Source organism: Oryzomicrobium sp., assembly GCF_021287045.1.
Classification (GTDB): domain Bacteria; phylum Pseudomonadota; class Gammaproteobacteria; order Burkholderiales; family Rhodocyclaceae; genus Oryzomicrobium.
In genome coordinates this window covers 165794-189962 of the sequence record NZ_JAJTBG010000003.1, presented here as the reverse complement: position 1 = coordinate 189962, position 24169 = coordinate 165794, and the positions used below count along the sequence as shown (strand labels likewise).

Annotated in this window: 21 protein-coding genes; 16 read left to right on the top strand and 5 right to left on the bottom strand. The window is 68.7% G+C overall.

Going from position 1 to position 24169, the window contains the following annotated elements; all coding sequences use genetic code 11:
• Nucleotides 1-30: 30 nt before the first annotated feature.
• Nucleotides 31-1512 (bottom strand): DHA2 family efflux MFS transporter permease subunit, encoded by a 1482-nt coding sequence (locus LWW89_RS04410; RefSeq protein WP_293261684.1) that lies wholly within the window; start codon nucleotides 1510-1512, stop codon nucleotides 31-33.
• A 322-nt stretch (nucleotides 1513-1834) separates the two neighbouring features.
• Between LWW89_RS04410 and LWW89_RS04405 the strand changes: the two genes are divergently transcribed.
• Complete coding sequence (locus LWW89_RS04405; protein ID WP_293261681.1) at nucleotides 1835-2272, top strand: MarR family transcriptional regulator; 438 nt, start codon at nucleotides 1835-1837, stop codon at nucleotides 2270-2272.
• Between the two features lie 98 nt (nucleotides 2273-2370).
• Here the strand turns inward: LWW89_RS04405 and LWW89_RS04400 are convergent, their stop codons facing one another.
• From LWW89_RS04400 to LWW89_RS04390, 3 genes are all read right to left on the bottom strand, one after another.
• Nucleotides 2371-3963, bottom strand: a complete 1593-nt coding sequence (locus LWW89_RS04400) for a PAS domain-containing methyl-accepting chemotaxis protein (RefSeq protein WP_293261677.1) — start codon at nucleotides 3961-3963, stop codon at nucleotides 2371-2373.
• A gap of 317 nt (nucleotides 3964-4280) precedes the next feature.
• On the bottom strand, nucleotides 4281-4877 hold the full coding sequence (locus LWW89_RS04395; protein WP_293261674.1) for a TIGR00730 family Rossman fold protein: 597 nt from the start codon (nucleotides 4875-4877) through the stop codon (nucleotides 4281-4283).
• A complete protein-coding gene (locus LWW89_RS04390; RefSeq protein ID WP_293261671.1) occupies nucleotides 4874-5497 on the bottom strand; it encodes a TetR/AcrR family transcriptional regulator in 624 nt (207 codons plus the stop codon). The genes LWW89_RS04395 and LWW89_RS04390 overlap by 4 nt, the downstream gene beginning before the upstream one ends.
• A gap of 307 nt (nucleotides 5498-5804) precedes the next feature.
• On the opposite strand from LWW89_RS04390, the gene LWW89_RS04385 reads away from it, so the two are divergent.
• The 5 genes from LWW89_RS04385 (at nucleotide 5805) to LWW89_RS04365 (ending at nucleotide 12019) form a co-directional block, all read left to right on the top strand.
• Complete coding sequence (locus LWW89_RS04385) at nucleotides 5805-6566, top strand: electron transfer flavoprotein subunit beta/FixA family protein (protein ID WP_293261668.1); 762 nt, start codon at nucleotides 5805-5807, stop codon at nucleotides 6564-6566.
• Complete coding sequence (locus LWW89_RS04380; RefSeq protein WP_293261665.1) at nucleotides 6567-7502, top strand: FAD-binding protein; 936 nt, start codon at nucleotides 6567-6569, stop codon at nucleotides 7500-7502. It abuts the gene before it with no gap.
• Between the two features lie 17 nt (nucleotides 7503-7519).
• The gene (locus tag LWW89_RS04375; protein ID WP_293261662.1) at nucleotides 7520-8185 is read left to right on the top strand and encodes an energy-coupling factor ABC transporter permease; all 666 of its coding nucleotides are present in this window, start codon (nucleotides 7520-7522) and stop codon (nucleotides 8183-8185) included.
• A gap of 61 nt (nucleotides 8186-8246) precedes the next feature.
• Nucleotides 8247-10040 carry an acyl-CoA dehydrogenase gene (locus LWW89_RS04370; RefSeq protein WP_293261660.1) on the top strand — a complete coding sequence of 598 codons (1794 nt, stop codon included), beginning with the start codon at nucleotides 8247-8249 and terminating at the stop codon, nucleotides 10038-10040.
• Between the two features lie 410 nt (nucleotides 10041-10450).
• Nucleotides 10451-12019 (top strand): PAS domain-containing methyl-accepting chemotaxis protein, encoded by a 1569-nt coding sequence (locus tag LWW89_RS04365; RefSeq protein ID WP_293261657.1) that lies wholly within the window; start codon nucleotides 10451-10453, stop codon nucleotides 12017-12019.
• A gap of 63 nt (nucleotides 12020-12082) precedes the next feature.
• On the opposite strand, the gene LWW89_RS04360 is transcribed toward LWW89_RS04365, so the two are convergent.
• Nucleotides 12083-14497, bottom strand: a complete 2415-nt coding sequence (locus LWW89_RS04360) for an EAL domain-containing protein (RefSeq protein WP_293261654.1) — start codon at nucleotides 14495-14497, stop codon at nucleotides 12083-12085.
• A gap of 500 nt (nucleotides 14498-14997) precedes the next feature.
• Here LWW89_RS04360 and LWW89_RS04355 point away from each other — a divergent pair, with 500 nt between their 5' ends.
• The 10 genes from LWW89_RS04355 (at nucleotide 14998) to LWW89_RS04310 (ending at nucleotide 23937) form a co-directional block, all read left to right on the top strand.
• Complete coding sequence (locus LWW89_RS04355) at nucleotides 14998-15771, top strand: ferredoxin--NADP reductase (RefSeq protein WP_293261651.1); 774 nt, start codon at nucleotides 14998-15000, stop codon at nucleotides 15769-15771.
• Nucleotides 15772-15980: 209 nt separating this feature from the next.
• Nucleotides 15981-16982: a dialkylrecorsinol condensing enzyme gene (locus LWW89_RS04350; protein WP_293261648.1), complete on the top strand. Its 1002-nt coding sequence runs from the start codon at nucleotides 15981-15983 to the stop codon at nucleotides 16980-16982.
• Nucleotides 16972-18105, top strand: a complete 1134-nt coding sequence (locus tag LWW89_RS04345) for a beta-ketoacyl-ACP synthase III (RefSeq protein ID WP_293261645.1) — start codon at nucleotides 16972-16974, stop codon at nucleotides 18103-18105. The genes LWW89_RS04350 and LWW89_RS04345 overlap by 11 nt, the downstream gene beginning before the upstream one ends.
• Complete coding sequence (locus LWW89_RS04340) at nucleotides 18105-18500, top strand: hypothetical protein (protein WP_293261642.1); 396 nt, start codon at nucleotides 18105-18107, stop codon at nucleotides 18498-18500. Before LWW89_RS04345 ends, LWW89_RS04340 begins: the two co-directional genes overlap by 1 nt.
• Nucleotides 18497-19522, top strand: a complete 1026-nt coding sequence (locus LWW89_RS04335) for a BtrH N-terminal domain-containing protein (RefSeq protein ID WP_293261640.1) — start codon at nucleotides 18497-18499, stop codon at nucleotides 19520-19522. The genes LWW89_RS04340 and LWW89_RS04335 overlap by 4 nt, the downstream gene beginning before the upstream one ends.
• 20 nt (nucleotides 19523-19542) lie before the next feature.
• Entirely contained in the window at nucleotides 19543-20472 is a 930-nt protein-coding gene (locus LWW89_RS04330) for an ABC transporter ATP-binding protein (protein ID WP_293261637.1), read from the top strand.
• 1 nt (nucleotide 20473) lies between these two features.
• Nucleotides 20474-21655, top strand: coding sequence for an ABC transporter permease (locus LWW89_RS04325; protein WP_293261634.1), 1182 nt, complete (start codon nucleotides 20474-20476; stop codon nucleotides 21653-21655).
• On the top strand, nucleotides 21652-21951 hold the full coding sequence (locus tag LWW89_RS04320) for an acyl carrier protein (RefSeq protein WP_293261631.1): 300 nt from the start codon (nucleotides 21652-21654) through the stop codon (nucleotides 21949-21951). The genes LWW89_RS04325 and LWW89_RS04320 overlap by 4 nt, the downstream gene beginning before the upstream one ends.
• A gap of 22 nt (nucleotides 21952-21973) precedes the next feature.
• Nucleotides 21974-23188 carry a beta-ketoacyl synthase N-terminal-like domain-containing protein gene (locus LWW89_RS04315; RefSeq protein ID WP_293261628.1) on the top strand — a complete coding sequence of 405 codons (1215 nt, stop codon included), beginning with the start codon at nucleotides 21974-21976 and terminating at the stop codon, nucleotides 23186-23188.
• The gene (locus LWW89_RS04310; protein WP_293261625.1) at nucleotides 23185-23937 is read left to right on the top strand and encodes a hypothetical protein; all 753 of its coding nucleotides are present in this window, start codon (nucleotides 23185-23187) and stop codon (nucleotides 23935-23937) included. Before LWW89_RS04315 ends, LWW89_RS04310 begins: the two co-directional genes overlap by 4 nt.
• Nucleotides 23938-24169 lie beyond the last annotated feature (232 nt).

Here is a 24169-nt window from a genome sequence, read left to right as displayed (position 1 = left end):
CCGCCACGCTTCCTGCCCATGCCTTGCCGCTCACTCCGAAACGGTTTCGGGCTGGGCGGTTTTTGCTTTCATGCCCAGGGCGATCACGGTGGCCAGGACGAACAGCGCGCCGATGATCAGGAAGGCTTCGGCAAAGGCCTCGTGCTCGGCACCGTTGCCGCCGCCGAGCATCTGGCTGCGGGTCTCGACGAACACGGCCCCCAGGCTGATGCCCATGGTGCCGCCCACCTGGCGCACGCAGTTGGTCAGGCTGGAGCCTTGGGCCGTCTTGTCCTTGGGCAGGGTGCGCAGCGACCCGATGTTGAGGGCCGGCAGGGTCAGGGCCAGGCCGATGCGGCTGACCACGGCGGCTACCGTCAGGCCGGCGGCCAGCCAGGCCGGATGCTCGCCATAGGCCACGGCGAAGAACATGAAGAAGGCCAAGGCGAACAGGGCCATGCCGGCGGCGGTCTGGCGGTGGGTGGCGAGCTTGTTGGTCAGGTTGCCCGCCACCGGCATCATCAGGGCCAGGGCGATGCCGCTGGGCAGCAGCACCAGGCCGGCGGAGGTGGCGTTGAAGTGCAGCACGGTCTGCATGAACACCGGCAACAGGTAAGTGGAGCCGAACAGGCCCAGGCCGTAAGTGAAGGCCACCACGGTGCCGACGCGCAGCGGCCGGTCGCGGAAGATGCTGGCCTGGATGAGGGCGCCGGGCACGCGCCGCGAATGGCGGACGAACAGGGCCAGGGCCACCGTTGCAATGCCCACCCCGGCCACGGTCGGCAGGGAGGCGAAGCCGTGGGCGTGCAGGCCGCTGGCAGTCTGCAACAGGGCCAGGATGGCGGTGCCGAGCAGGCCCAGGCCCCACCAGTCGAAGCCATGGCGGGGCGGCAGGCCGGAGGGGGTATCCACGTCGCGCAGGGGCATCAGGAAGTGGCCCATGATCAGGGCCGGGATGCAGCCGGGCAGGACGATCAAAAAGATCGGCCGCCAGCCGAAGTGATCCACGAGAAAGCCCCCCAGCACCGGTGCCACCGCCGGGGCCAGGACGATGCCGAAGCCGAGCAGGCCCATGGCCCGGCCCTGGTCTTCGAGGGGGAAGGCGCGCAACACCATCAGGGTGGACATAGGTTGCAGCATGCCGGCGGCCAGCCCTTGCAGGATGCGCATCGCCACCACCACGCCGAAGGCCGGGCTTAGGGCGCCGCCGATGCTGCCGATGCCGAGGATCGCCAGGGCGCCGAGAAAGACGTGGCGGAAGCCGAAGCGGTCGATCAGCCAGGCCGTGGGCAGCATGGCCACGGTCATGGCCGCCATGTAGGCGGTCACCGCCCACTGCACCGCGTCGTGGCCCAGGCCGAAGTCGCGCATCAAGTGGGGCGTGGCCACGTTGAAGATGGTGGCCGACATGACGGACGCCACCATGCCCACGGACATGGCGATGAGCAGGCGCCATTTGTAGGCGTCGCCGTGGCGCTGGCGCAGGGCGGCCAGGGAGCGGGGATGGGGCGGCGGAGTGTGGGGAGCGTTCATGGACGGGAAGAGGGCGCCGGAGCGCGCTGGGGCCGAGTGCCGGCGATCCTTCCTTGCCGGGCTAATGCAAAGATGATAGGGTATCGGAGAAATAATTAGCAAGCTAATTATTGTGACGAAGTTTCAGGAGCGGTTGAGCGCGCAGTTTCGATTGCTGAGTGCCGATTGCCGCGACGAAACTTCACCTGCCCGTTCACCGCCCGATCCGGCGCTGCAACGCTTCGACGCCCACGCCCACGCCCACGCCCACGCCTGCGGCCGTGCCGTCCGGCGCCGCAATACCACATGCCCGGGCGCCATTCCCGTTCCGGAGAGAAGGAACATGGACAACCTGCCGCAACGTTTTGCCTTTCTGCTGCACCGCACCGCCGCCCTCTACCGCCAGGCCCTGGACCAGCGGCTCAAGCCCACCGGCCTGTCCCAGGCCACCTGGCGCACCTTGTTGATCCTGCGCAACCGGGCCGAGCCGATGAACCAGACCGAGCTGGCTGGGCGCCTGGCCATCGAGGGGCCGACCCTGGTGCGCCTGCTCGACCGCCTGGAAGGGCAGGGCTGGGTCGTCCGCAGCACCGATCCCAAGGACCGGCGCAGCAAGCTCCTGACCCTGACCGCCGAAGGATTGATCCTGACCGAAGGCTTGCAACAGGAACTCGATGCCTTCAGCCGGGACCTGCTCGCTGGCATCGACGAGGATGCCCTGGCCCAGGGCACCGAACTGCTCGACCGGGTGTTTCAGCTGCTCCAGTCGCGCAAGGGATAGGCGCCGGGCGTTCGGCCCGCGATCCCATCGCCGGCCGTTCGCTCTACCCATGAATGCAAAGGCCGCCCGCAGGCGGCCCGTGAGGACGCCGGGCGGAATCAGCCCAGCCGGCCTTCCAGGTGGCGCACCAGCTGGTATTGCTCGTCCGCGGTGCGGGTCAGAACCTCCACCGAGGCCCCCACCTTTTCCACGTCCTCCACCCCCTGTTCCAGGTTCTGGCGGAAACGCTCCAGGGTCTGGGCCACGTTCTCCGTCAGGCTGGCCTGCTGCTCCAGCATGGTGCGGATTTCCTCGCTGGCCCGGCGGGCCGATTCGCTGGCCTGGCGGATGGCGGCCAGGCTCTGGTCGCAGCGTTCGATCTGGCTGCCGCTCTGCTCGATCCGGGTGGCGGCTTCGTCCATGGTGTCCAGGGCGGCCTGGGATTCCCGGCCGATATCCACCAGGGTGGCGGCGATGTCGCCGGTGCAATCCCCGGTGCGTTCGGCCAGCTTGCGCACCTCGTCGGCCACCACGGCAAAGCCGCGCCCCGCCTCGCCGGCCCGGGCGGCCTCGATGCTGGCGTTGAGGGCGAGCAGATTGGTCTGGTCGGCGATCTCCCGGATGGTGTTGCTCAGGGAGCCGATCTGGCCCACCGACTGGCCCAGGCGTTCGAGCTGGCCGTGCAGGGAACCGACCACTGCCAGCACCTGGTGTGACAGGGTCCGGGTTTCGGCCATCTGTGCCTGGCCGTGGCCTACCTCGGCCAGGGCCTGTTCCGCCAGGCTGAAGCCGGTGCCGGCGTGGCCGGCGATGTCCGCCGAGGCCACCGCCAGTTGTTCCATGGAGGCGCTCACCGATTCCACGTGGCCGGCCTGTTCCCGGGCCGTGGTGGTGATGCACGCCATCTGGGCCTGGATCGAATGGGCTTCTTCTTCCACCTGCCGGCTATGGGCCAGCACGTCGGCGAAGATGGCGCGCAGATGCACCCGCAGGGATTGCAGGCGCATGGTCAGGCGGTTGAGCTTGAAGCGGTGCTGCGGCGCGAAGGCGGCGTTGAGCCGGCCCTCGCTCAGTTCCCGGATGATGGCGTTGGCCTGCTTGAGGGGCAGGCGCACGTTGCTCAACAGCCAGGCGGCAAAAGCCAGGGCGAGCAGGGTGTTGCCGGCCAGCACGGTGAGCAGCCAGGGGGCCGGCACCTGGGTGGCGGCCAGGGGCAGGGCGATCAAGGCCACGGAAAAGGCCAGCAGGGATTGCTTGATCGACAGGCGGTGGCGCTGCCGGGCGGTGGCGGGCAGGGTGGCCTGCTGGCGGCGCACGGCGTCGTAAAGGCTTTCCGCCGCCCGCACATTCTCGGCGGAAGGGCGGGAGCGCACCGACATGTAGCCGACGGCGTGGCCGTCCTCGGTGATGGGGGTGACGTAGGCGTCGACCCAGTAGTGGTCGCCGTTCTTGCAGCGGTTCTTGACCAGACCCCGCCAGGCCAGGCCGGCCTGGACGGTGCTCCACAGGTCGGCGAAGGCTTCCGGCGGCATGTCTGGGTGGCGCACCACGTTGTGGTTCTGGCCAATCAGTTCGGCGGCGGAAAAGCCGCTGATCTGCACGAAGGCATCGTTGGCGTAGGTGATGCGGCCTTTGGTGTCGGTCTTGGTGACGATCGGGCGCCCGGGGTCGAGCATGCGCTCGACCCCGGTGACGGGGAGGTTGGCCTTCATGGGGTGTTTGTCTCGCGGGGGGTGGGCGGAACGGCGCTGCTTGAGCGTGCCGCTGCTGTCCGGTCATTGCTGCCGGCTCTTATTTTTCAAGCATTTTTATTGATGTTTTCGACAGCTTTGAGGCTGATCTGAAATATCAATGAAATATTATACGCAACAAAATAAATTTGTCGCCATTTTCGCTATGGCGCCGCGCGGATGCTTGCGATCCGGCGGGGGTTACGTATAGAAAAACCGGACAGGTTTGGCCTTTGTTCCCGTTTCGTCCGCCACTGTCAGGGGCGGAATGCGCAGCTGGCGTCGGTTTTCGGCGAGATTCAGGCGAGATTGCGGCGCGAATACCATTTGTCGCCCGCTTCGGGCTGGTAGCTGGCGATCCGGTCGAGCAGGGCGGCCGGATCGGCGCTCACCTGGAGCAGGTCGCGCTGGTGCGGCTTGAGGAAGCGCTCATCCACCTGATGGTCGATGAACTTGAGCAGGTGGTCGTAGTAGCCGGCGGTATTGAGCAGGGCCACGGGCTTGGCGTGAAAGCCCAGTTGCAGCCAGGTCCACACCTCGAACAGCTCTTCCAGGGTGCCGATGCCGCCAGGCAGGGCGATGAAGGCGCCGGCCCGGTTGGCCATCTCCAGCTTGCGCTCGTGCATGTTGGCCACGGTGACCAGTTCGGTCAGCCCCAGGTGGGCCACTTCCTTGTCCACCAGGGCCTGGGGAATGATGCCCTCGACCCGGCCGCCGGCGGCCAGGGTGGTGTCGGCGACGATGCCCATCAGGCCGATGTTGCCACCGCCATAGACCAGGGTCAGGCTCCGCTCGGCCAGCAGGCGGCCCAGCTGCTGGGCGGCCTCGGCGTATTCGGGGCGGGTGCCGGTGTTGGAGCCGCAGTAGACGCAGACGTGGGTGAGGGGCGTGGTCATGATTGGGTGGCCGGAACGGCGTTGCCGGCGGGGAACGCCGGGGGGGTGGGGAGGGTGATGACGTCGGCGATCCAACTTTGCAGGCTGGGCACGTCGGCGTCGTATTGGTCGAACACCATCAGGCTCTGGCCGAAGACGTAGGCGTAGAGCAGCAGGCTGCGGCTCTTGGCTTCCTTTTCCGGCAGGCCGCATTCGATGAACAGGCGGCTGGCGCATTCGAGGCGCCAGCGGTCCACTTCTTCGACCACGGCGGCGGCTTCGGGATCGCGCCGGGCCCAGTCGCGGATCGCCAGCTCGATGTTCATCCCCTTGCGGCTGCGGGCCGCCGAGTACACCTCGATGACGTGGTAGATCTGGGGCAGGGTGCGGCCGGGAGCGGCGGTGGTCTGCTTGATGATGTCCTTGATCCGTCCTTCCTTCCACAGGGTGAGGACGGCGGAAAGCAGGTCCTGGCGGTCCTTGAAGTGCCAGTAGAAGCTGCCCTTGGTGACGCCGAAGGCTTTTGCCAGCACTTCCACGCGCAGGCCGTCCAGGCCCTTGTCGGCCAGGACGTCGAGGGCGGCGTGAATCCAGTCGCTGCGGTCCAGCGAGGTACGGGTTTTGACGCGTTCCTGGGGCATGGCGGGTCCCGAAAGTGTTGGGGGAGGGGGCAGCGCCGTGGCGGTGCGATGCGCTTGGCCGGCCTTGCGCCTGGAAACCCGGGCGGGACGACGGCTTGACGCGTTTTTTTCCATACGGTACCGTATGCGAATCCATACCGCAAGGTATGGGCTTATTGTCCGGGGTGCCCCATTCGCTGTCAAACCGCGGCGGGGCGGGCGCTGCGGAATGCTCCGCCCGGCGGCGGGGCATGCAAAGGGGCGTGCGCCGGCGTAGCATGTGCGCTCATGTTTCCCTCGGACAGAGGACACTTGTGAGGAGAAAGTCTTGAAGATCCTGGTACCAGTCAAGCGAGTGGTGGATTACAACGTCAAGGTGCGGGTCAAGAGCGACGGCACGGGCGTGGATATCGCCAACGTGAAAATGTCGATGAACCCCTTCGACGAAATCGCCGTTGAAGAAGCGGTACGGCTCAAGGAAGCCGGCATCGCCACCGAAGTGGTGGCCGTCTCCGCCGGCGCCGCCGCCTGCCAGGAAACCCTGCGCGCGGCCCTGGCCATCGGTGCCGACCGGGCGATCCTGATCGAAACCAGCGCCGAAGAAGCCGAGACCCTGCAGCCCCTGGCCGTGGCCAAGCTGCTCAAGGCCCTGGCCGACAAGGAACAGCCCCAACTGGTGATCTGCGGCAAGCAGGCCATCGACGACGACGCCAACCAGGTCGGTCAGATGCTCGCCGCCCTGGCCAACTGGCCGCAAGCCACCTTCGCCTCCAAGGTCGTGGTGGCCGGCGACAAGGCCACCGTGACCCGCGAAGTGGACGGCGGCCTGGAAACCCTGGAAGTCAGCCTGCCGGCGGTGATCTCCACCGACCTGCGCCTGAACGAGCCGCGCTACGCCACCCTGCCCAACATCATGAAGGCCAAGAAGAAGCCGCTCGACACCGTCAAGCCGGCCGACCTGGGCGTCGATGTGGCCCCCCGCCTGACCACCGTCAAGGTCGCCGAGCCGGCCAAGCGCCAAGCCGGCGTGATGGTGGCCGACGTGGCCCAGCTGGTGGAAAAGCTCAAGAACGAAGCGAAGGTGATCTAAATGGCCATTCTCGTTATTGCCGAACACGACAACGCCCAACTCAAGGCCGCCACCCGCAATGCGGTGACGGCTGCCGCCAAGATCGGCGGCGACATCCACGTGCTGGTAGCCGGTGCCGGTTGCGCCGCCGTGGCCGACCAGGCCGCCAAGCTGGCCGGCGTGGCCCAGGTGAAGCTGGCCGACGCCGCCCACTACGGCGACCAGACCGCCGAGAACCTGGCCGCCCTGATCGTCGACGTAGCCAAGGCCGGCGGCTACAGCCACGTGCTGGCCCCCGCCACCGCCAACGGCAAGAACGCCCTGCCGCGCGTTGCCGCCCTGCTCGACGTGGCCCAGATCTCCGACATCGTCGGTGTTGAAGGCGCCGACACCTTCGTCCGCCCGATCTACGCCGGCAACGCCCTGGCCACGGTCAAGTCCGCCGACGCGGTGAAGGTCATCACCGTCCGTACCACCGCCTTCGACGCTGCCGCCGACGGCGGTGCCGCCAGCGTGGCGCCGGTGGCCGCTGCTGCCGACTTCGGCAAGAGCAAGCTGGTGGGTCGCGAGATCACCAAGTCCGAGCGCCCCGAGCTGACCGCCGCCAAGGTGATCGTCTCCGGCGGCCGCGGCGTCGGCAACGGCGACAACTACAAGGCCCTGCTCGAGCCCCTGGCCGACAAGCTGGGCGCCGCCCTGGGCGCTTCCCGCGCCGCGGTGGACGCGGGCTTCGTGCCCAACGACTACCAGGTGGGCCAGACCGGCAAGATCGTCGCCCCCGAGCTGTACATCGCCGTCGGCATCTCCGGCGCGATCCAGCACTTGGCCGGCATGAAGGATTCCAAGGTGATCGTGGCGATCAACAAGGATCCGGAAGCGCCGATCTTCCAGGTGGCCGACTACGGTCTGGTGGCCGACCTCTTCGAGGCCGTGCCCCAGCTCACCGCCGCCCTCTGAGCGGCCCGCCCCCGGCCATGAACCTGCCGGACGGCCTTCTCGGCAGCGCCTGGATCGGCGCCGGCTGGGGGCTGTTCGCGCTGATTCTGGCCGGGGCGCTGCGCTGGGCGCCGTGGCGGCGTCTCACCGACGGTGGGTTGAGCAATGTCTGGCTCGGCTCCATCGTCGCCCTGACGCTGTTGTGGAGCCTCAAGGCCGGGGTGCTTCCCGGCCTGTCCCTGCACCTGCTCGGCGCCATGGTGTTCACCCTGGAGGTGGGGCCGAACCTGGCTTTCCTCGGGTTGACCGCGGTGCTGGCGGCGGTGACGCTCAACGGCAGTGCCGGGTGGGAGGCCTTCGGCCTCAATGCGCTGCTCATGGTGGCCCTGCCGGTGGGCCTCAGCTGGGGGCTGTTCCGGCTGGGGGACCGCTACCTGCCCAAAAACGTCTTCGTCTTCATCTTCGCCAACGGATTCTTCGGTTCGGCCCTGGTGGTGTTCCTCACCGGCCTGACCGTCCTGCTGGCCCTCGGCAGTGCGGGGCTCTACCCCTTCGGCACGCTGTTCGAGGATTACCTGCCGTACTTTTTGCTGCTTGGCTTTTCTGAGGGATGGCTGGCCGGGATGGTGGTGACCCTGATGGTGATCTACCGGCCCGAATGGGTGTCGCTGTTCGACGATGCCCAGTACCTGGCCAAAAAATAAAACAGAACGACCGTAGTTCGCTTGCTCAAATCAACGCATCCACCATTAAGGAGAGCTTTCCATGGCTGAATACATCGCCCCCCTTCGCGAAATGCAGTTCGTGATGCAGGAACTGGCCGGTCTGGAGCAGGTTGCCCAGCTGCCCGGCTGCGAAGAAGCGACCGCCGACCTGGCCGATGCCATCCTCGACGAAGCGTCCAAGTTCGCCGGCAATGTCCTGTCGCCCCTCAACTACAGCGGCGACCAGGAAGGCGCCAAATGGGCCAACAACGCCGTGACCATGCCGGCCGGCTTCAAGGCCGCCTACCAGCAGTTCGCCGAGAACGGCTGGACCGCCCTGGCCTGTGACCCCGAATTCGGCGGCCAGGGCCTGCCCAAGATCATCTCCACCCCGGTCAACGAGATGTGGAAGTCGGCCAACATGGCCTTCTCCCTGTGCCCCATGCTCACCCAGGGCGCCATCGAGGCCCTGCTGGTGGCCGGCTCCGACGAGCTCAAGCAGCGCTACGTGCCGAAGATGGTGACCGGCGAATGGACCGGCACCATGAACCTGACCGAGCCCAACGCCGGTTCCGACCTGGCCGCCGTGCGCACCCGCGCTGAGCCCCAGGGCAACGGCACCTACAAGGTGTTCGGCCAGAAGATCTTCATCACCTACGGCGACCACGACATGGTGTCCAACACCGTGCACCTGGTGCTGGCCCGCCTGCCCGACGCCCCCGAAGGCGTGAAGGGCATCTCCCTGTTCGTCGTGCCCAAGTTCATGGTCAACGCCGACGGCAGCCTGGGCGAGCGCAACGACGCCTACTGCGTGTCCATCGAGCACAAGCTCGGCATCCACGCCAGCCCCACCGCCGTGATGGCCTTCGGCGACAACGGCGGCGCCATCGGTTACCTGGTCGGCCAGGAAAACCGTGGTCTGGAATACATGTTCATCATGATGAACGCCGCCCGCTTCGCCGTGGGCATGGAAGGCGTGGCCCTGGCCGAGCGCGCCTACCAGCGCGCCCGCGACTACGCCAAGGAACGCATCCAGGGCACCGAGGTGGGTGTGCGCGGCGGTCCCAAGGTCGCCATCATCAAGCACCCGGACGTGCGCCGCATGCTCATGAACATGCGTTCCCAGACCGAGGCCATGCGCGCCCTGGCCTACGTGGTCGCCGCCGCCATGGATGCCGCCAAGCACCATCCGGACGAGGTCGAGCGGGCCAAGAACCAGGCCTTCGCCGACCTGATGATCCCAGTGGTCAAGGGCTGGAGCACCGAGCAGTCGATCGAGATCGCCTCCACCGGCGTGCAGGTGCACGGCGGCATGGGCTTCATCGAGGAAACCGGCGCCGCCCAGCACCTGCGCGATGCCCGCATCACCGCCATCTACGAAGGCACCACCGCCATCCAGGCCAACGACCTGATCGGCCGCAAGATGGCCCGGGAAGGCGGCGCCACCATGAAGGCCGTGCTCGGTCTGATGCAACAGACCCTGGGCAAGCTGGCCGAGGCCAAGGGCGAGCAGTTCGCTGTGATCCGTGCCCGCCTGGCCGACGGCGTTGCCGCCCTGGCCAAGGCCTCCGAGTACATGGTCGCCACCTACGGCAGCGACATCAAGGCGGCCCACGCCGGCTCGGTACCCTTCCTCAAGCTCACCGGCATCGTCGCCGGCGGCTGGCAGATGGCTCGGGCGGCCCTGATCGCCCAGGCCAAGATCGACGGCGGTGACGCCGATCCGTTCTACGCCGCCAAGGTCATCACCACCCGCTTCTACGCCGACCACATCCTCACCCAGGCCGACGGCCTGGCCGAGAGCATCGTGGCCGGCGCGAGCGGTACGATGGCCCTGGCCGAGGATCAGTTCTAAGCGATCCGCATCGCCCGGCAGTAATGTCTGGAAAGCCCCGGCACCGCAAGGTGCCGGGGCTTTTTCTTGCCCGTTCGCGGGCTGCCCGGAATGGTGCGCGCTATCGGTCAGTTTTCCGGAAGGTCTGTTTCAGGCTTGATTTTGCTCAAAAAATATTTGTAGGGCATGAACTCCAATGCCATTGGCTTGTCCATGACGGCACCAGGGAATTTCTCCTGGAATCGCGGCATGTGTCGGACCCGCAGGCGGCAATGACTGGCCCAGGTGGCAGCAGGAAGGCCATGAAGAGGCGAGAACGGTGGCGCGCAGTACCGGTGCAACGTCTGCCCGGGTCCCCAGAAAGATCGACCGCAACGGATCGACAACCACGCGGACTGATATGGGGGCTACGCATGAAGGTCAATTTACCCGTGACGGCTCATGAGCGTTTCCTTGAGCCGGGCAAGCCGATCGTCACCAAGACCGACCTGAAGGGGCGCATCACCTACGCCAACGCTTCATTCGTCAATATCAGCGGTTTCACCCGGGAAGAACTCCTGGGAGCCAGTCACAACATCGTGCGCCACCCGGACATGCCGCCGGAGGCCTTCGACGACCTGTGGAAGACCCTCAAGGCCGGGCTACCCTGGCGGGGCCTGGTGAAGAACCGCTGCAAGAACGGTGACTTCTACTGGGTCGAGGCCTACGTCACCCCCGTCACCGAAAACGGCGTGCCGGTGGGCTACATGTCAGTGCGCAATACCCCCAGGCGGGAAGAGGTGGCCAAGGCCGACGCCCTCTACTCGGCGATCCGGGGCAAGCAGAGCGCTTTTCCCGTCACCGCCAAGGTGGGGCGGAGCGTGCGCCCGGGGCGGCTGACCTGCGTCCTGAGCGTTCTCAGCGGGCTTTTCGCCCTGGCCGGGGGGTGGCTCGGCGGGTTTCCGGGCCTGGAGCTGGCGGTCGTGGCGGCGGTGCTGTTGGCCGGCCAGATGCTCTGGTTGCGCAGCAACGTCTTTGCGCCCATCCGCTGGGTGCGCCAGGGCATTCTCGCCATTGACGAGGGGCGTCTGCACGAGAGCCTGCTCCATGGCAACGACCGTCTGGGCCTCCAACTACAGCTCGAATCCTTACGCATCCACCTGCGCGCCATGTTTGCCGACGTGCTGCTTTCGTCCCAGGAAGTGGAGGCCCGGGCCGAGGCCCTGGATGCGGAGATGCAAAAGCTGGTGCAGAGCGCCAACGAGCAGAGCGCCAGCGTCGAGGAGATCGGCAGTGCCCTGGAGGAAATGAGCGTCTCCATTCAGGAAGTCTCCGAATTCACCCAGCAGAACGTGGCGGCCACCCAGCAGGCCCAGGAAATCGCCCAGCAGGGCAAGTCCAAGATGGGCCTGAGCATCGAGGGCACCCAGCGCATCGTGGATATCGTGGAACGGGCCCTGGGTGAAATGAACGGCATGCACCAGCATGTGGAGCGCATCGGCCACATCACCACCATCATCAAGGACATCGCCGAACAGACCAACCTGCTGGCCCTCAACGCCGCCATCGAGGCGGCCCGGGCCGGTGAGCATGGGCGGGGCTTCGCCGTGGTGGCGGACGAGGTGCGCAAGCTGTCGGAGCGCACCACCAGCAGCACCGCCGAGATTTCCACGGTGGTGAGCGAGATCACCCAGCGCTCCCACAGTGCGGTCCAGACCATGCAGAACACCGCGGCGGAAGTCACCACGGGCACGGCGGTGATCGAGGAAAGTAGCCGCAGTCTTGATTCCATCGTCATTGCCACCGACAAGTGCCTGGGCATGGCCGACGACGTTTCCCACATGCTCACCCAGCAGTCCCAGGCGTCCCACGACGTGGCGGTGAGCATGGAGCGGATCGCCCAGGCGGCCAACCAGAGCGTGGAATCCACCGACAACGTGGGGGGCGGGGTGCAGCGCCTGTATGCCACCGCCCGGGAACTGAAGGACCTGCTGCGGCACCTGGAGACCGCCCTGCAATAAACGGAATGCCCGGGGAGGCGCCTCCCCGGGCGCTGGCGGGGCGTTCGCCCGGCCGGGCAGCCTTCAGGCTGGCGCGGCCTCCCGACGCAGCAGGGCGGCCAGGGCGCCGATGTTGATGTCGGCCACCAGCGCCCCGTCGAAACGCCCCTGGCCGTCCGCCAGGGGCACGGCCAGGGTCAGGCAGAAATCCTCGCTGGCGGTGGACAGGTAGATGGGCGAGACGAAGGGCCGCCCGGTGTCCCGCACCTCGGCGAAATAGGCCTGGGCGGAGCGGTCGGCGCCCATGCCGCCGGCCTTGATGCGGCCGTACATCTCCGGATTGATCCAGTTGGGGTAGCGCTGCATGCCCGCGCCGTCCAACTCGAACACCATCTCGAAGTAGGGCGAGGTGCGGAAGGCCAGGTCCAGTGCATGGGGGTCCTTGCTCCGGGGCGCCTCCTCCAGGGCGCGGAGGGCTTCCAGGGCCGAGTCGGTCCAGTCGCGCAGGGCGGCGTGGGGGCTCTCCCGGTGCAGGGCGGGCGGGGTGCCGTCCACCACTACCACGCTGCCTTCGGCCACCTTGCCGATCTTCTTCAGGGCGGCGGCCCGCTCGGCGGCGGCCAGGGAACTGGGCAGGGGCGTTCCGTCCGGCCCCAGGCCGGTGACCACCGCCACCGACATGCTGGCGATCGGGTAGGCGCTGCCGTCCTCGGTGACGAAGTGGCCCCGGGCCACGTCGTCGTGGTCGTAGAGGTGGGCGGCGATGGCGTGGAACTGGCTCATGATGTCGAGCAGTTCCGGCACCAGGCCGGCGGGCATGCGTTCCTGGATGAGCACGAAATCATCGCCGCCGATGTGACCGAGCAGGCAATCCTTGCGCTGGCCGAAGCGGTAGCGCAGCAGCTCGGCCAGGGAGCGGATCATGGCGTCGCCGCGGATGAAGCCGTAGCGGTCGTTGTAGGCCTTGAAGTTGTCCAGGTCGATGTACACCAGGCACAGCTCCTGGCCCTGGGCTAGCCGGCTGTCCAGGGTCAGGCGCAGGCTGGGGCCGGTGGGCAGTTGGGAAAGCGGATGCAGGTTGTTGCCGTTCTCGCGCCGCGCCAGCAATTGGGCGATCAGGGTCATGGGGTGGATCATCCCCTGGTAGCGGCCGTCGGGCGAGGTCACCACCCAGGGATCGGCGTCCTTGCGGTCGTGGTACAGCACCCGGGCCAGGGCTGCCGAGGTGAGCCGGCTGGGCAGAGAGCGGGCCAGGGGCTCGGAGAGTTTGCCCAGGGTCTTGCTGGCATGGCTGGAGAGCACCCGGCCGCGCCGCACCAGGCCGATCGGCTGGGCGTCGTCGGTGACCACGGCCAGGGCCAGGGACGGGTTGTCGGCGAACAGGCGGCGCACCGCCTCCAGGGGCTCCTGAATCTCCACCGCCACCCCGGGGTCCATCAGGTCGGTGAGGGCGAAGCGGTCCTTGGCCCGGGACAGGCAGGATTCGTCGAGGCCCGGCAGGGGCGTCACCGCGGTGATGACTTCGGCCCGGGGCGGGGCGAAGTAGTAGCCCTGGGCGTAGCCGATGCCCATGTCGCGCACGAAGGTGATGTCCTCGGCCCGTTCCAGCCCCTCGGCGATGACCGTGGCCCCCAGGCGCTGGGCCATGGAGACGATGGCCTCCAGCAGTACCGAGCGCACCTTGCTGCCCTGGGCGCCGTGCACGATGGCCCGGTCCACCTTGATGAAGTCGGCGCGCACCGCCGCCAGGGTGGACAGGCCGTTGAAGCCCGAGCCCATGTCGTCCAGGGCGATGCGAAACCCCCGGGTGCGCAGGGCGTCGCAGCTTTGCGCCAGCATGGCCGGATCGGCCCGTTCCGATTCCACCACCTCGATCACCACTTGGCGCCGGTCGATGCCCAGATGCTCCAGGGATTCGGACAGGCTGTTCATCCAGCCCTGGTGCATCAGGTTGCGCGGCAGCACGTTGATGAACAGCAGCTTGTCGGCGGGGATGGCGCCGGCCTTGGCGGCCAAGGCCAGGCGCTGGCATTCCAGGTCCAGGTCCGCCTCCCGTTGCAGCTGGGCGGCCAGGCGAAAGGCATCGGCCCCCGAGAGCAGCCGGCCCTGGGGGTCCTGCAACCGGCACAGGGCCTCGAAGGCGAAGATCTCGCCGCCCTGGGCCAGATCCACCAGGGGCTGGAAGTGCATGCGGATGTAGGGGGCCAGATCCCCTTCCAACCAGGAATGAAGGCGCCGGGCATAGAGGGTGTTGAACGGCGTGATGCGCCCGAGCACGTCGCCGGGGGAGGTGGGCGGCGCTCCCGTGCCGTGGATCAGGGCGAAGGTCTGTTGCAGGATGTACTGGTTGGTCTCGGCGGCCAGGGTTTCCATCAGCCCGTCCAGGGAAGGAGCGTCGGGCAGAGTGAAGCGCCAGACGTGGGGGGCGGAATGTTCGGCCCCGAGGGCTTGCCAGAGGGGAGGGGCGTACTGGCCGTCGTATTTGAGCAGGAGGTGCATGGCGTGGTGTCGTGAGTGGGGCACCCTTGGTTTTGCAAGGGGCGTGCCATGGGAAATGCGGCATGGCTGATGGGCGCGCATGGCAGACCTGCGGCGGGATGCGGCCTTGTTTCTGCTGGGTTTTTTCGGGTTCTTGCCTGACGGCGGCCTGAAGCGGTGCTTCCGCCCCGGTTTGGTGCCGGAACTCGGGAACGCACCAGTTTGGCTTGCGCCGCTTCGGGTGAGGCGAGGCGCTGATGGGAGAGGGGGGCATTCGGCAACCGCCGTAACTCGGGGTTTTCGCGCCGCCGGACTGGGGTGGGGACTGGGAATACGCCGGTGGCAATTCCCTGATAAAAATCAATAAACCCCTGAAAAACCTTGGCGTTTACGGGGTTTTCTCTTTTAAGCTCAAAGGCTTGTGGAAAACCGGAGCAGCACGAGGTCAGCAAAAAGTGCTAGACTCGCTGCGAATTTTTCTCATTCGCCTGTATTTGCGGCTTGCTTATTCCTTTTTAGCCATGTCGAACATCTCCACCGAGCGCGTCCTGTCCGTCCATCACTGGAACGATACCCTCTTCAGCTTCACCACCACCCGCGATGCCGGCCTCCGCTTCGAGAACGGCCACTTCGTCATGATCGGCCTCCAGGTCGACGGCAAGCCGCTGATGCGGGCCTACAGCATCGTCAGCGCCAACTACGACGAGCACCTCGAATTCTTCTCCATCAAGGTCCCCAACGGCCCCCTGACCTCCCGCCTGCAACATCTCAAGGTCGGCGACGAAGTGCTGGTCAGCCGCAAGCCCACCGGCACCCTGATCATGGACAACCTGCTGCCAGGCAAGCACCTCTACCTGCTGTCCACCGGCACCGGCCTGGCCCCCTTCATGAGCATCATCAAGGACCCCCAGGTCTACGAGCGCTACGAGAAGGTCATCCTGGTGCACGGCGTGCGCTACGTGAGCGAACTGGCCTACGGCGACTTCATCGACGGCGACCTGCAGCAGAACGAGTTCTTCGGCGAGGAAGTGACCGAGAAGTTGATCTACTACCCCACCGTCACCCGCGAAGAGTTCCGCAACCAGGGCCGTATCACCGACCTGATCGAGACCGGCAAGCTGTTCGAGGACATCGGTCTGCCCCCCATGAACCTAGACGACGACCGGGTCATGCTGTGCGGCAGCCCCGCGATGCTCAAGGACCTGTGCGCCATGCTCGATTCCCGCGGCTTCGAGGAATCGCGCAACAACAACCCGGGCCACTACGTGATCGAGCGCGCCTTCGTCGAGAAGTAAGCGCCCCGGGCCGCGCCGGGTTGCCCTGGCAGCCGGCTGCGGCGCGAATGCCGGAAGTGCTGGCCGGACCGTCGTTTGCGCAGCTTTGATGCGTTTGCGAATGGTTCCCAAAGAGCCGGAAGACAAGCAGAAATGCTAGACTTCCGGCTCTTTTGCGTCGGCGTTCCCAAAATGCCGAAAAAATAACCTTTTCCCATCCTTCATTTTCCGTGGCCGCACTTCCGCCCCATGCTCCTGTCACTCGCCCCGGTCCGGGCGCCCCGCGCAAGCGGGTGCTGGTGGTGGAGTATTCTCAGAGCGGCCAGCTGTCGGCGATCACCCGGCAGATCGTGGCGCCCTTGCTGGAAAACGGCCGTATCGACGTTCATGTGGAAAAACTGCGTCCGGAAGCCGATTACCCGTTTCCCTGGCCGTTTTTCCGCTTTCTCGACGCTTTCCCCGAAAGCGCCCACCAGGTTCCCCCCCGGCTTGCTCCGCTCGGGCTCACCGGCGACGAGGATTTCGACCTGGTGATCCTGCCCTACCAGGTGTGGTTCCTGGCCCCGTCCTTGCCGATCCAAGGTTTTCTCGCCGATCCCCTGGCGGCCCGGCTGCTGGCCGGCAAGCCGGTGGTCACCGTGGTGGCCTGCCGCAACATGTGGCTGCTTGCCCAGGAGAAGATGAAGGCCCGCCTCGCCGCCCTGGGCGCCCGCCTGATCGATCATGTGGCTTTCACCGACCCGGGGCCGACCCTGGCCACCCTCGTTACCACGCCGCGCTGGATGCTCACCGGCCGGCGCGACGCCTGGCTGGGCCTGCCCCCTGCCGGCATCGACGCCGCCACCATCGCCGGGGCCGCCCGCTTCGGCCATGCCCTGGCCGAGGCCCTCGACCGGGATGGGGAGCAGGGCAGGGGGCCGCTGCTTGCCGGCCTGGGGGCGGTGACGGTCGATCCGCGCCTGCTTGCCAGCGAGAAGGTGGGCACCCGCAGCTTCTTCGTCTGGGGCAAACTGCTGCGCTGGATCGGCCCCCCGGGCGCGGCGCGGCGTGTGCCGGCCCTGGCCGCCTACGTGGCCTTCCTGATCGCGGCGATCATCGCCGTGGTGCCCCTCAGCCTGACTGTCCAGACCCTGTTGCGTCCCCTGCTGCGCCGCCGCCTGGGCGCCCTCAAAACCCATTTCGAGCAACCCTCCGGTTCCGGCCGGGAGCGCCTTTCCCTGTATGAGCACTGACGTCTTCATCACCCGCACCGCCGCCTACCTGCCGTTCGATCCGGTGTCCAACGACGAGATCGAGAAGGTGCTCGGCATGGTTGGCGGCAAGCCTTCCCGGGCCCGGCGCGTCGTCTTGCGTAGCAACGGCATCAAGAGCCGCCACTACGCCATCGACCGGGCCACCGGCGAGCCGGCCATGACCAATGCCCAGCTCACCGTGCGCGCCATCGAGGGCCTGGGCGACACGGGGCAGGTGGACGTGCTGGCCACCGGTACCACGCTGCCCGACCAGTTGATGCCCAACCACGGGGTGATGGTGCATGGCGAGCTGAAATGGCCGCGCCTGGAAGTGGTCTCCTGCGCCGGCATCTGCCTGGCCGGCACCGCCGCCCTCAAGCACGCCTGGCTGGCGATCCGCGCCGGCGAGGCGCGCCGTGCCGTGGCCACCGGCTCCGAGCTGGCCTCGCCCCTGCTGCGTGCCCAGCTGTTCGACGCCGAGGCCGAGCACAAGGTGGCGGCCCTGGAAGAGCGCCCCGAGCTGGCCTTCGAAAAGGATTTCCTGCGCTGGATGCTCTCCGACGGTGCCGGCGCCATGCTGTTGGAAAACCAGCCCCGGGGGCCCCTGTCCCTGCGCATCCACTGGATCGACCTGTCGTCGGCGGCCCACCAGCTGCCCGCCTGCATGTACGCCGGCGCCGACAAGACCGCCGACGGCGGCCTCAAGGGCTGGCTGCGCTATTCGGCGGATGCCTGGGGCGCCCAGTCGATCTTCGCCGTGAAGCAGGACGTGCGCCTGCTCAACGACAACATCGGCACCGCCACCTTCGCCGAGCCCCTGGCCGCCATCGCCGCCAAGCGCGGCCTGACGGCGGACGGCATCGACTGGTTCCTGCCCCACATGTCGTCCTGGTTCTTCGCCGACGAACTGGAGCGGCGCCTGGTCGAAATCGGCCTGCCGGTGCCCCGGGAGCGCTGGTTCACCAACCTGTCGGACAAAGGCAACACCGGCTCCGCCTCGCCCTACATCATGCTCGACGAGCTGTTCAAGAGCGGCCGCATCGAAAAGGGGCAGCGCATCCTCATGTACGTGCCGGAAAGCGGCCGCTTCTCCTGCGGTTTCGTGTACCTGGAAGCGGTCTGATGGAATTCGACCAGGTCCCCCAGGAAGGCAACCGCACCCACGCCGGGCTGCGCAAGGCCCTCTACGCCCGGGACGCCCAGGGGCGCATCGTCACCGCCCCGTCGCAAGGCTGGGAAGTAGAAGAGATCGTCACCCTCCAGGCGGTGGACGCCCTGCGCCAGCAGGCCGATGAGGCCCGGGCCAGGGTCGCCGCCGGGACGGCCTCGCCCCTGGAGTACTGGATGTACGCCCGGCGCATGGACCTGGCCCTGCTCGCCCAGGCCAGCGGCCTGTGGCGCTGGCGGGTGCGCCGCCACCTGCGCCCGGCGGTGTTCGCCCGCCTCAAGCCCGCCCTGCTGGCCCGCTACGCCGACGCCCTGGGCCTGACCGTGGACCAACTGACCCGCCTGCCATGAACGCCGCGCTGCCCACCTCCGCCGAATCTTCCGCAGAAACCTCCGCCGCCTTCCAGCACCGCCACGCCGCCCACTGCGAGAGCGGCGCCATCTCGACCCTGGTCAGCCACGCCGGCCTGCCCCTGTCGGAGGCCATGGCCTTCGGCCTGTCCGGCGCCCTGGCCTTCGCCTACCTGCCCTTCGTCAAGCTCCAGGGCCTGCCCCTGATCGCCTACCGCATGCCGCCCCGGGCCATCATCCGCGGCCTGGCCAAGCCCCTGGGGCTGAAGCTCTCTTTCGAGACCTTCCGCCGCCCGGAAGCGGGCCAGGCACGCCTCGACCAGTTGCTCGACGCCGGCGAGGTGGTGGGGCTGCAAACCTCGGTGTTCTGGCTGTCCTACTTCCCCGAGGACATGCGCTTCCACTTCAACGGCCACAACCTGCTGGTGATCGGTCGGGAAGGGGACGACTACCTGATCAGCGACCCGGTATTCGAGACGCCCCAGCGTTGCTCCCGGGCCGATCTGGCCCGGGCCCGCTTCGCCAAGGGCCTGCTGGCGCCCAAGGGCCTGCTCTACCGGGTGCTGGGTGTGGAGCGCGATGGGGTCGATCCCCAGGCCGTGCTCGCCGCCATCCGCCGCACCGCCCGCGCCATGCTGGCGCCGGTGCCCATCGTCGGGGTGCGGGCCATGGGCCTGCTGGCCAAGCGCATCGCCGCCCTCGATCCCCAGGCCCCGGCCAGCGCCGCCTTCGTCGGCCACGTGGTGCGTATGCAGGAAGAGATCGGCACCGGCGGCGCCGGCTTCCGCTTCCTCTACGCCGCTTTCCTCCAGGAAGCCGCCGAGCTGTGCGATAAGCCGGTGCTGGCCGAGTTCTCGGCGCGGCTGCTGACCATCGGCGACCACTGGCGCGTCTTTGCCCTGCGCGCCGCGCGCATGCTCAAGGGCCGGGAAACCCTCGATCCGTCCGCCCTGGCAGCACTGCTGCGCGAGCAGGCGGAACGGGAAACCGCCTTCTTCCGCGACCTGCGCGGCGCCCTCTGAGCGCCGGGGCGAGCCTTCCGATGCCGTCCATGCTGGAAGTCCGCGACCTGGCCTACCGCTATCCCGGCGCTGCCGAGCCGGCTCTGGCCGGGGTGTCCCTGGCCGCCGGGCGGGGCGCGGTGCTGGGCCTGCTCGGCCCCAACGGCGCGGGCAAAACCACCCTGATCTCCCACCTGTCCGGCCAGCTGCCGATCCAGCAGGGGGCGATCGCCATCGACGGCGTGTCCCTTGCCGAGGTGCGCCGCCAGGCCCCCACCCGCATCGCCGTGGCGCCCCAGGAATACGCCTTCTTCCCCGCCCTGACCGTGGCCGAAAACCTGGCCTGCTTCGCCGGTGCCGCCCGCCTGCACGGCGCCAAGGCCCGGGAACGGGCCGCCGCCTGCCTGGCCTTCGCCCAGCTGGAACGCTTCGCCGGCCAACGGGCGGCGCGCCTTTCCGGCGGGCTCAAGCGCCGCCTCAACCTGGCCATTGCCCTGTTGCCCGAGCCGGAGCTGATCGTCCTCGACGAGCCCACCGTCGGCGTGGACCCCCAGTCCCGGGCCTTCCTGCTCGATGCCGTGCGCCGCCTGGCCGACGGCGGCGCGGCGATCATCTACACCTCCCACTACATGGACGAGATCGAGGCTATCGCCGACCGGGTGGTCATCGTCGACCACGGCCGGGTGCTGCGCGACGCCCCCCTGGCCGACCTGCACGCCGAGGGCGCCCGCCAGCTGCGCGTCGAGGCCGACGGCCTGGAACGGACCGCCCTGGCCGCCGTCCTGGCGCCCTTCGGCACGGCGCGGGAAGAGGGGAGCGGCGTGGTGGTGGACCTGCTGGCCGACGGCGACCCGGCCCCGGCCCTGGCCGCCGTGGCCGCTGCCGGCGGTACGGTGCGCCGCGCCCGCTACGGCGAGTGCTCCCTGGAACAGCTGTTCCTCGACCTGACCCAGCGCACCCTGCGCGACTGACATGCTGGCCGCCCTGATCCGCAAGGAATTCCTCGCCCTGAGCCGCGACCTGCACGGCCTGGGGGCCCTGTTCCTGATGCCCCTGGTGTTCATCGTGGTGATGTCCCTGGCCCTCAAGAACGCCTACAACCCGCCAGCCGACACCCTGGCCTACGCCATCGCCCAGCACGACGACGGGCCGGCGGCGACCCGCTTCGTCGAGCGCTGGCAGGAAGAGCACGGCACCCCCCGGCCCTTGCCGGCGGACTGGCGGGTGGCGCTCTCCTCCCAAGGCGGCCAAGGGGCGCCCAACCTCAAGTACGTGCTGGTGCTGGAAGCGGGTTTTTCCGACGCCCTGTCGGCGCCCCAGGCCCCCTCGGCCCCGCCCCTGCGGCTGGTGGTGGAGCCGGGCATGGACGGCGGCGTGCAGCGCGTCACCGCCGCCCAGCTGTCGGCCCTGGTGGGGGAGGTGCGCGCCCTGTTCCTCATGGAGCGCTTCATGGGCCTGGCTCCGGCCGGGGCGGCGGACATCGGGCGCTTCATCGCCAGCGAGCGCAGCGGCGGCCCCCAGGGCCTGCGCCTGTCCGCCGTGCAGCACAACGTGCCGGCCTGGCTGATCTTCGGCATGTTCTTCGTGGTGGCGGCCATGGCCAACCTGCTGGTGCAGGAGCGGAGCGACGGCACCCTGGCGCGCCTGTCCGCCTTGGGGGTGCCGGATGGCGTCCAGGTGGCGGCCAAGGCCATTCCCTATTTCATCGTGAACGGCGTCCAGGCCGCCCTGATGCTGGCCGTGGGGGTATGGCTGATGCCTCTTCTGGGCGGCGATGGCCTGTCCCTGGCCGGGATCGACCCCCTGGCCCTGCTGCTGGTGCTGGCCGCCATCAGCGCCGCCGCCGTGGGCCTGGCCCTGTGCGTCGCCTGCCTGGTGCGCAGCCACGCCCAGGCCAACGCCATCGGCCCGGTCATCAACATCCTCATGGCGGCGGTGGGCGGCATCATGGTGCCCACCTTCATCATGCCCGCCGCCATGCAGCGGGTGGCCGCCCTGTCGCCCATGAACTGGGCCCTGGACGGCCTGGTGGGCGTGCTGGTGCGGGGCGGCGGCCCGGCCCAGGTGCTGCCCCAGGCCGCCATCCTGTTCGCCTTCGCCGCGGCCATGCTGGCGGCGGCGCGCCTGCTCTTCTCCCGGAAGACCCTGTCATGAACGCAGCCCTCATCGACGAACTCAAGACCCTGGTGCTGGACGCCGCGGACAAGGACGAACCCGCCGGCGGCATCGCTTCGGACGAAATCCTGTTCGGCCCGGAATCGCGCCTCCAGCTCGATTCCCTCGACGCCTTGCAGATCTCCATGGCGATCCAGCGCCGCTATGGCGTTCGCATGGCCGACAGCAAGGAAACCCGCCGCGCCCTGGCCTGCCTCGCCACCCTGGCCGAGCACCTCACCGTCCGGCTGGCCGAGGCCCGCCTGGCGGCCGCCCCGGTCGCTCCGGTCGCCTGACCCCGGCCGCGCCTCTTTCCGCATGGCCGCCGCGCTGCCCGATCCTTCCGTTTCCCCCGGCGTTTCCCGCCGCCCCCCGGTGTACCTCGCCGGCCGGGGCCTGGTGTCCTGCCTCGGCGGGAGCCTGGCCGCCGCCCTGGACACCCTGGCCGCCGGTGCTTCCCCCGTGGGGGCGGCCACCGTCCGGGTGACCCTGGGGGAGGGGAGCGACGCCGAATCCTGGCCCTACCGGGGTATCCCGGCCGAGGTGGCGCCTTCCGCGCCCAGCGGCAATATGGAGGCCTGGTACGAACGCGCCCGGGAGCTGGTGCGCCGGGCCGTGGAGCAGGCAGAGAAGCAGGCCGATGCCGGCAACCTCGCCGCCGACCGCTCCGGCCCCCTGTTCGTGGCCTCGTCGTCCAACGACGTGGGGGCGGTGGAGGCCCTGGCCGATTACCCGTCCACCGACTGCACCGATTTCACCCGGCGCATCGCCGCCTGGCTCGACTGGCAGGGGCCGGTGTTCGCGGTATCCACCGCCTGCACCTCGGCGATGAACGCCCTGGCCGCCGCCCGGGACATGCTGACCGACGGCCCCTGGGATTCGGCCCTGGTGCTCGGAGTCGAGCTGTCCAACCGCTTCACCCTGGCCAGCTTTGCCGCCATGCAGCTGCTCTCGCCGGAGGCGGCGCGGCCCTTTGGCGCGGCGCGGGACGGCCTGGTGCTGGGGGAGGCGGTGGCCGCCCTGCGCCTGACCCGCCACGCGCCCCCCGGGGCGCGTTGGGCGGTGGCCGGACTGGCAGGGGTGGTGGATGGCAGCGACCCGGCCGGCGCCGTGGCCCCGGCCATCGCCCGCGCCATTGATACCGCCCTGGCCGAGGCCGGCCGGCAAGCCGCCGACGTCGGCCTGGTCAAGGTCCAGGCCGCCGGCAGTCCGGGCAACGACGCGGTGGAAGCCGCCGTGCTGGCCGAGCGCTTCGCCTCCCTGCCGCCCCTGGTGACCCTCAAGGCCGCCCTGGGCCACACCCTGGGCGCCTCCGGCGCCGCCGAGCTGGCGTTGCTCACGGCCTGCCTGGAAGCGGGCGTGCAGCCCCCCCGGGACTGGTCCCTCGATCCCGCGCTGCGCATGGCCCTGGCCGACGGCACCACGCCCCTGGCGGCGCCGCCGCGCACCGTGCTGGCCCTGATCCTCGGCTTTGGCGGCGGCCACGCTGCTCTGGTGTTGGAAGACTTGGATGGCCGGGAGGCGGCGCAATGAGCGCCAACCGCACGCCTCCCGTCAATCGGCTGTGGCAGGTCACCGGCCGCAGCGTCGGCCTGCCGGCGGATTGGCACGAGCGCCTGGTGGCCCGCCTCGGCCAGCGCCCGCGCCGCCTGGGAACGTGGACCGAACTGGCCCTCTACGGCGCTCTGGAATGCCTGGCGGACGTGGCGAATGGGCTGGATTCGGCAGAGACGGTCCGTGCCACGGCCCAGGACGGCGGCGCTTCGGCCGGCGTCCTGTCGCCGGCATCCCCCGCCCGCCCTCCCGTTTTGCTGCCCCCCGACGCCTGGCTGCGGATCGGCAGCGAGCGTGGCTGCGCCGCGGCCATCGGCGTCGGTTTGGGACAATTCGCCCAAGGCTGGGTGCTGCCCTTCACCTTCATGCAGACCCTGCCCAGCCAGACCCTCGCCGCCCTGGCCCGGACCCTGGGCTGGCAGGGCGACGGCAGCTTCGTCGCCGGCACCGACCCGTTGCAGACCCTGGCGCTGGCCTGTACCGGCGCACCCGCCGCCGGCGTGCTGTGGGGCTGGGTGGACGAACTGCCCGAGCCGCGCAGCCTGTGGCTGCGCCTGGAGCCCCTGTCTGGCGCGGACCGGGGAGCAGAGGGGAGGGAGGCCGCTGGCGCCCTGCCCCTGCCAGCGGTGTGCACGTTCCGCCCGCTGCGTGCCGCCGACCTGGCCGATCCGGCCCTGGCGCTGCTGCGCTGGGGGGCGGCGGGCCTGGAAGGCGGCTTTTCCGACTGACCCGGCCTGGGTCGTCGCCCGCGCTGCCGGGCGGGTGCGGTCAGGGGGCCGCAAAACGGCCGGGGGAGCCGTGGCGCAACGACCCGGATAACGCCATACGACCCGAGGGCCGGGGGGCGCCAGCCGCGCCGGATTTCCGGATCGACCTGGGTCGTCTACCCTGGTCAGACGGGTTCCCGGGTGCCCGCCCCCCGGGGAGGCCGTCTCTGCGCCCGGCCCGGCGATCCGCTTT

Coding starts and splice junctions, on each gene's coding strand:
- LWW89_RS04315 (WP_293261628.1), top strand. CDS start 21,974: ATGGCCGCCGCGCTGCCCGATCCTTCCGTTTCCCCCGGCGTTTCCCGC.
- LWW89_RS04410 (WP_293261684.1), bottom strand. CDS start 1,512: ATGAACGCTCCCCACACTCCGCCGCCCCATCCCCGCTCCCTGGCCGCC.
- LWW89_RS04345 (WP_293261645.1), top strand. CDS start 16,972: ATGAGCACTGACGTCTTCATCACCCGCACCGCCGCCTACCTGCCGTTC.
- LWW89_RS04360 (WP_293261654.1), bottom strand. CDS start 14,497: ATGCACCTCCTGCTCAAATACGACGGCCAGTACGCCCCTCCCCTCTGG.
- LWW89_RS04400 (WP_293261677.1), bottom strand. CDS start 3,963: ATGAAGGCCAACCTCCCCGTCACCGGGGTCGAGCGCATGCTCGACCCC.
- LWW89_RS04380 (WP_293261665.1), top strand. CDS start 6,567: ATGGCCATTCTCGTTATTGCCGAACACGACAACGCCCAACTCAAGGCC.
- LWW89_RS04375 (WP_293261662.1), top strand. CDS start 7,520: ATGAACCTGCCGGACGGCCTTCTCGGCAGCGCCTGGATCGGCGCCGGC.
- LWW89_RS04395 (WP_293261674.1), bottom strand. CDS start 4,877: ATGACCACGCCCCTCACCCACGTCTGCGTCTACTGCGGCTCCAACACC.
- LWW89_RS04310 (WP_293261625.1), top strand. CDS start 23,185: ATGAGCGCCAACCGCACGCCTCCCGTCAATCGGCTGTGGCAGGTCACC.
- LWW89_RS04335 (WP_293261640.1), top strand. CDS start 18,497: ATGAACGCCGCGCTGCCCACCTCCGCCGAATCTTCCGCAGAAACCTCC.
- LWW89_RS04355 (WP_293261651.1), top strand. CDS start 14,998: ATGTCGAACATCTCCACCGAGCGCGTCCTGTCCGTCCATCACTGGAAC.
- LWW89_RS04330 (WP_293261637.1), top strand. CDS start 19,543: ATGCCGTCCATGCTGGAAGTCCGCGACCTGGCCTACCGCTATCCCGGC.
- LWW89_RS04325 (WP_293261634.1), top strand. CDS start 20,474: ATGCTGGCCGCCCTGATCCGCAAGGAATTCCTCGCCCTGAGCCGCGAC.
- LWW89_RS04405 (WP_293261681.1), top strand. CDS start 1,835: ATGGACAACCTGCCGCAACGTTTTGCCTTTCTGCTGCACCGCACCGCC.
- LWW89_RS04370 (WP_293261660.1), top strand. CDS start 8,247: ATGGCTGAATACATCGCCCCCCTTCGCGAAATGCAGTTCGTGATGCAG.
- LWW89_RS04390 (WP_293261671.1), bottom strand. CDS start 5,497: ATGCCCCAGGAACGCGTCAAAACCCGTACCTCGCTGGACCGCAGCGAC.
- LWW89_RS04340 (WP_293261642.1), top strand. CDS start 18,105: ATGGAATTCGACCAGGTCCCCCAGGAAGGCAACCGCACCCACGCCGGG.
- LWW89_RS04320 (WP_293261631.1), top strand. CDS start 21,652: ATGAACGCAGCCCTCATCGACGAACTCAAGACCCTGGTGCTGGACGCC.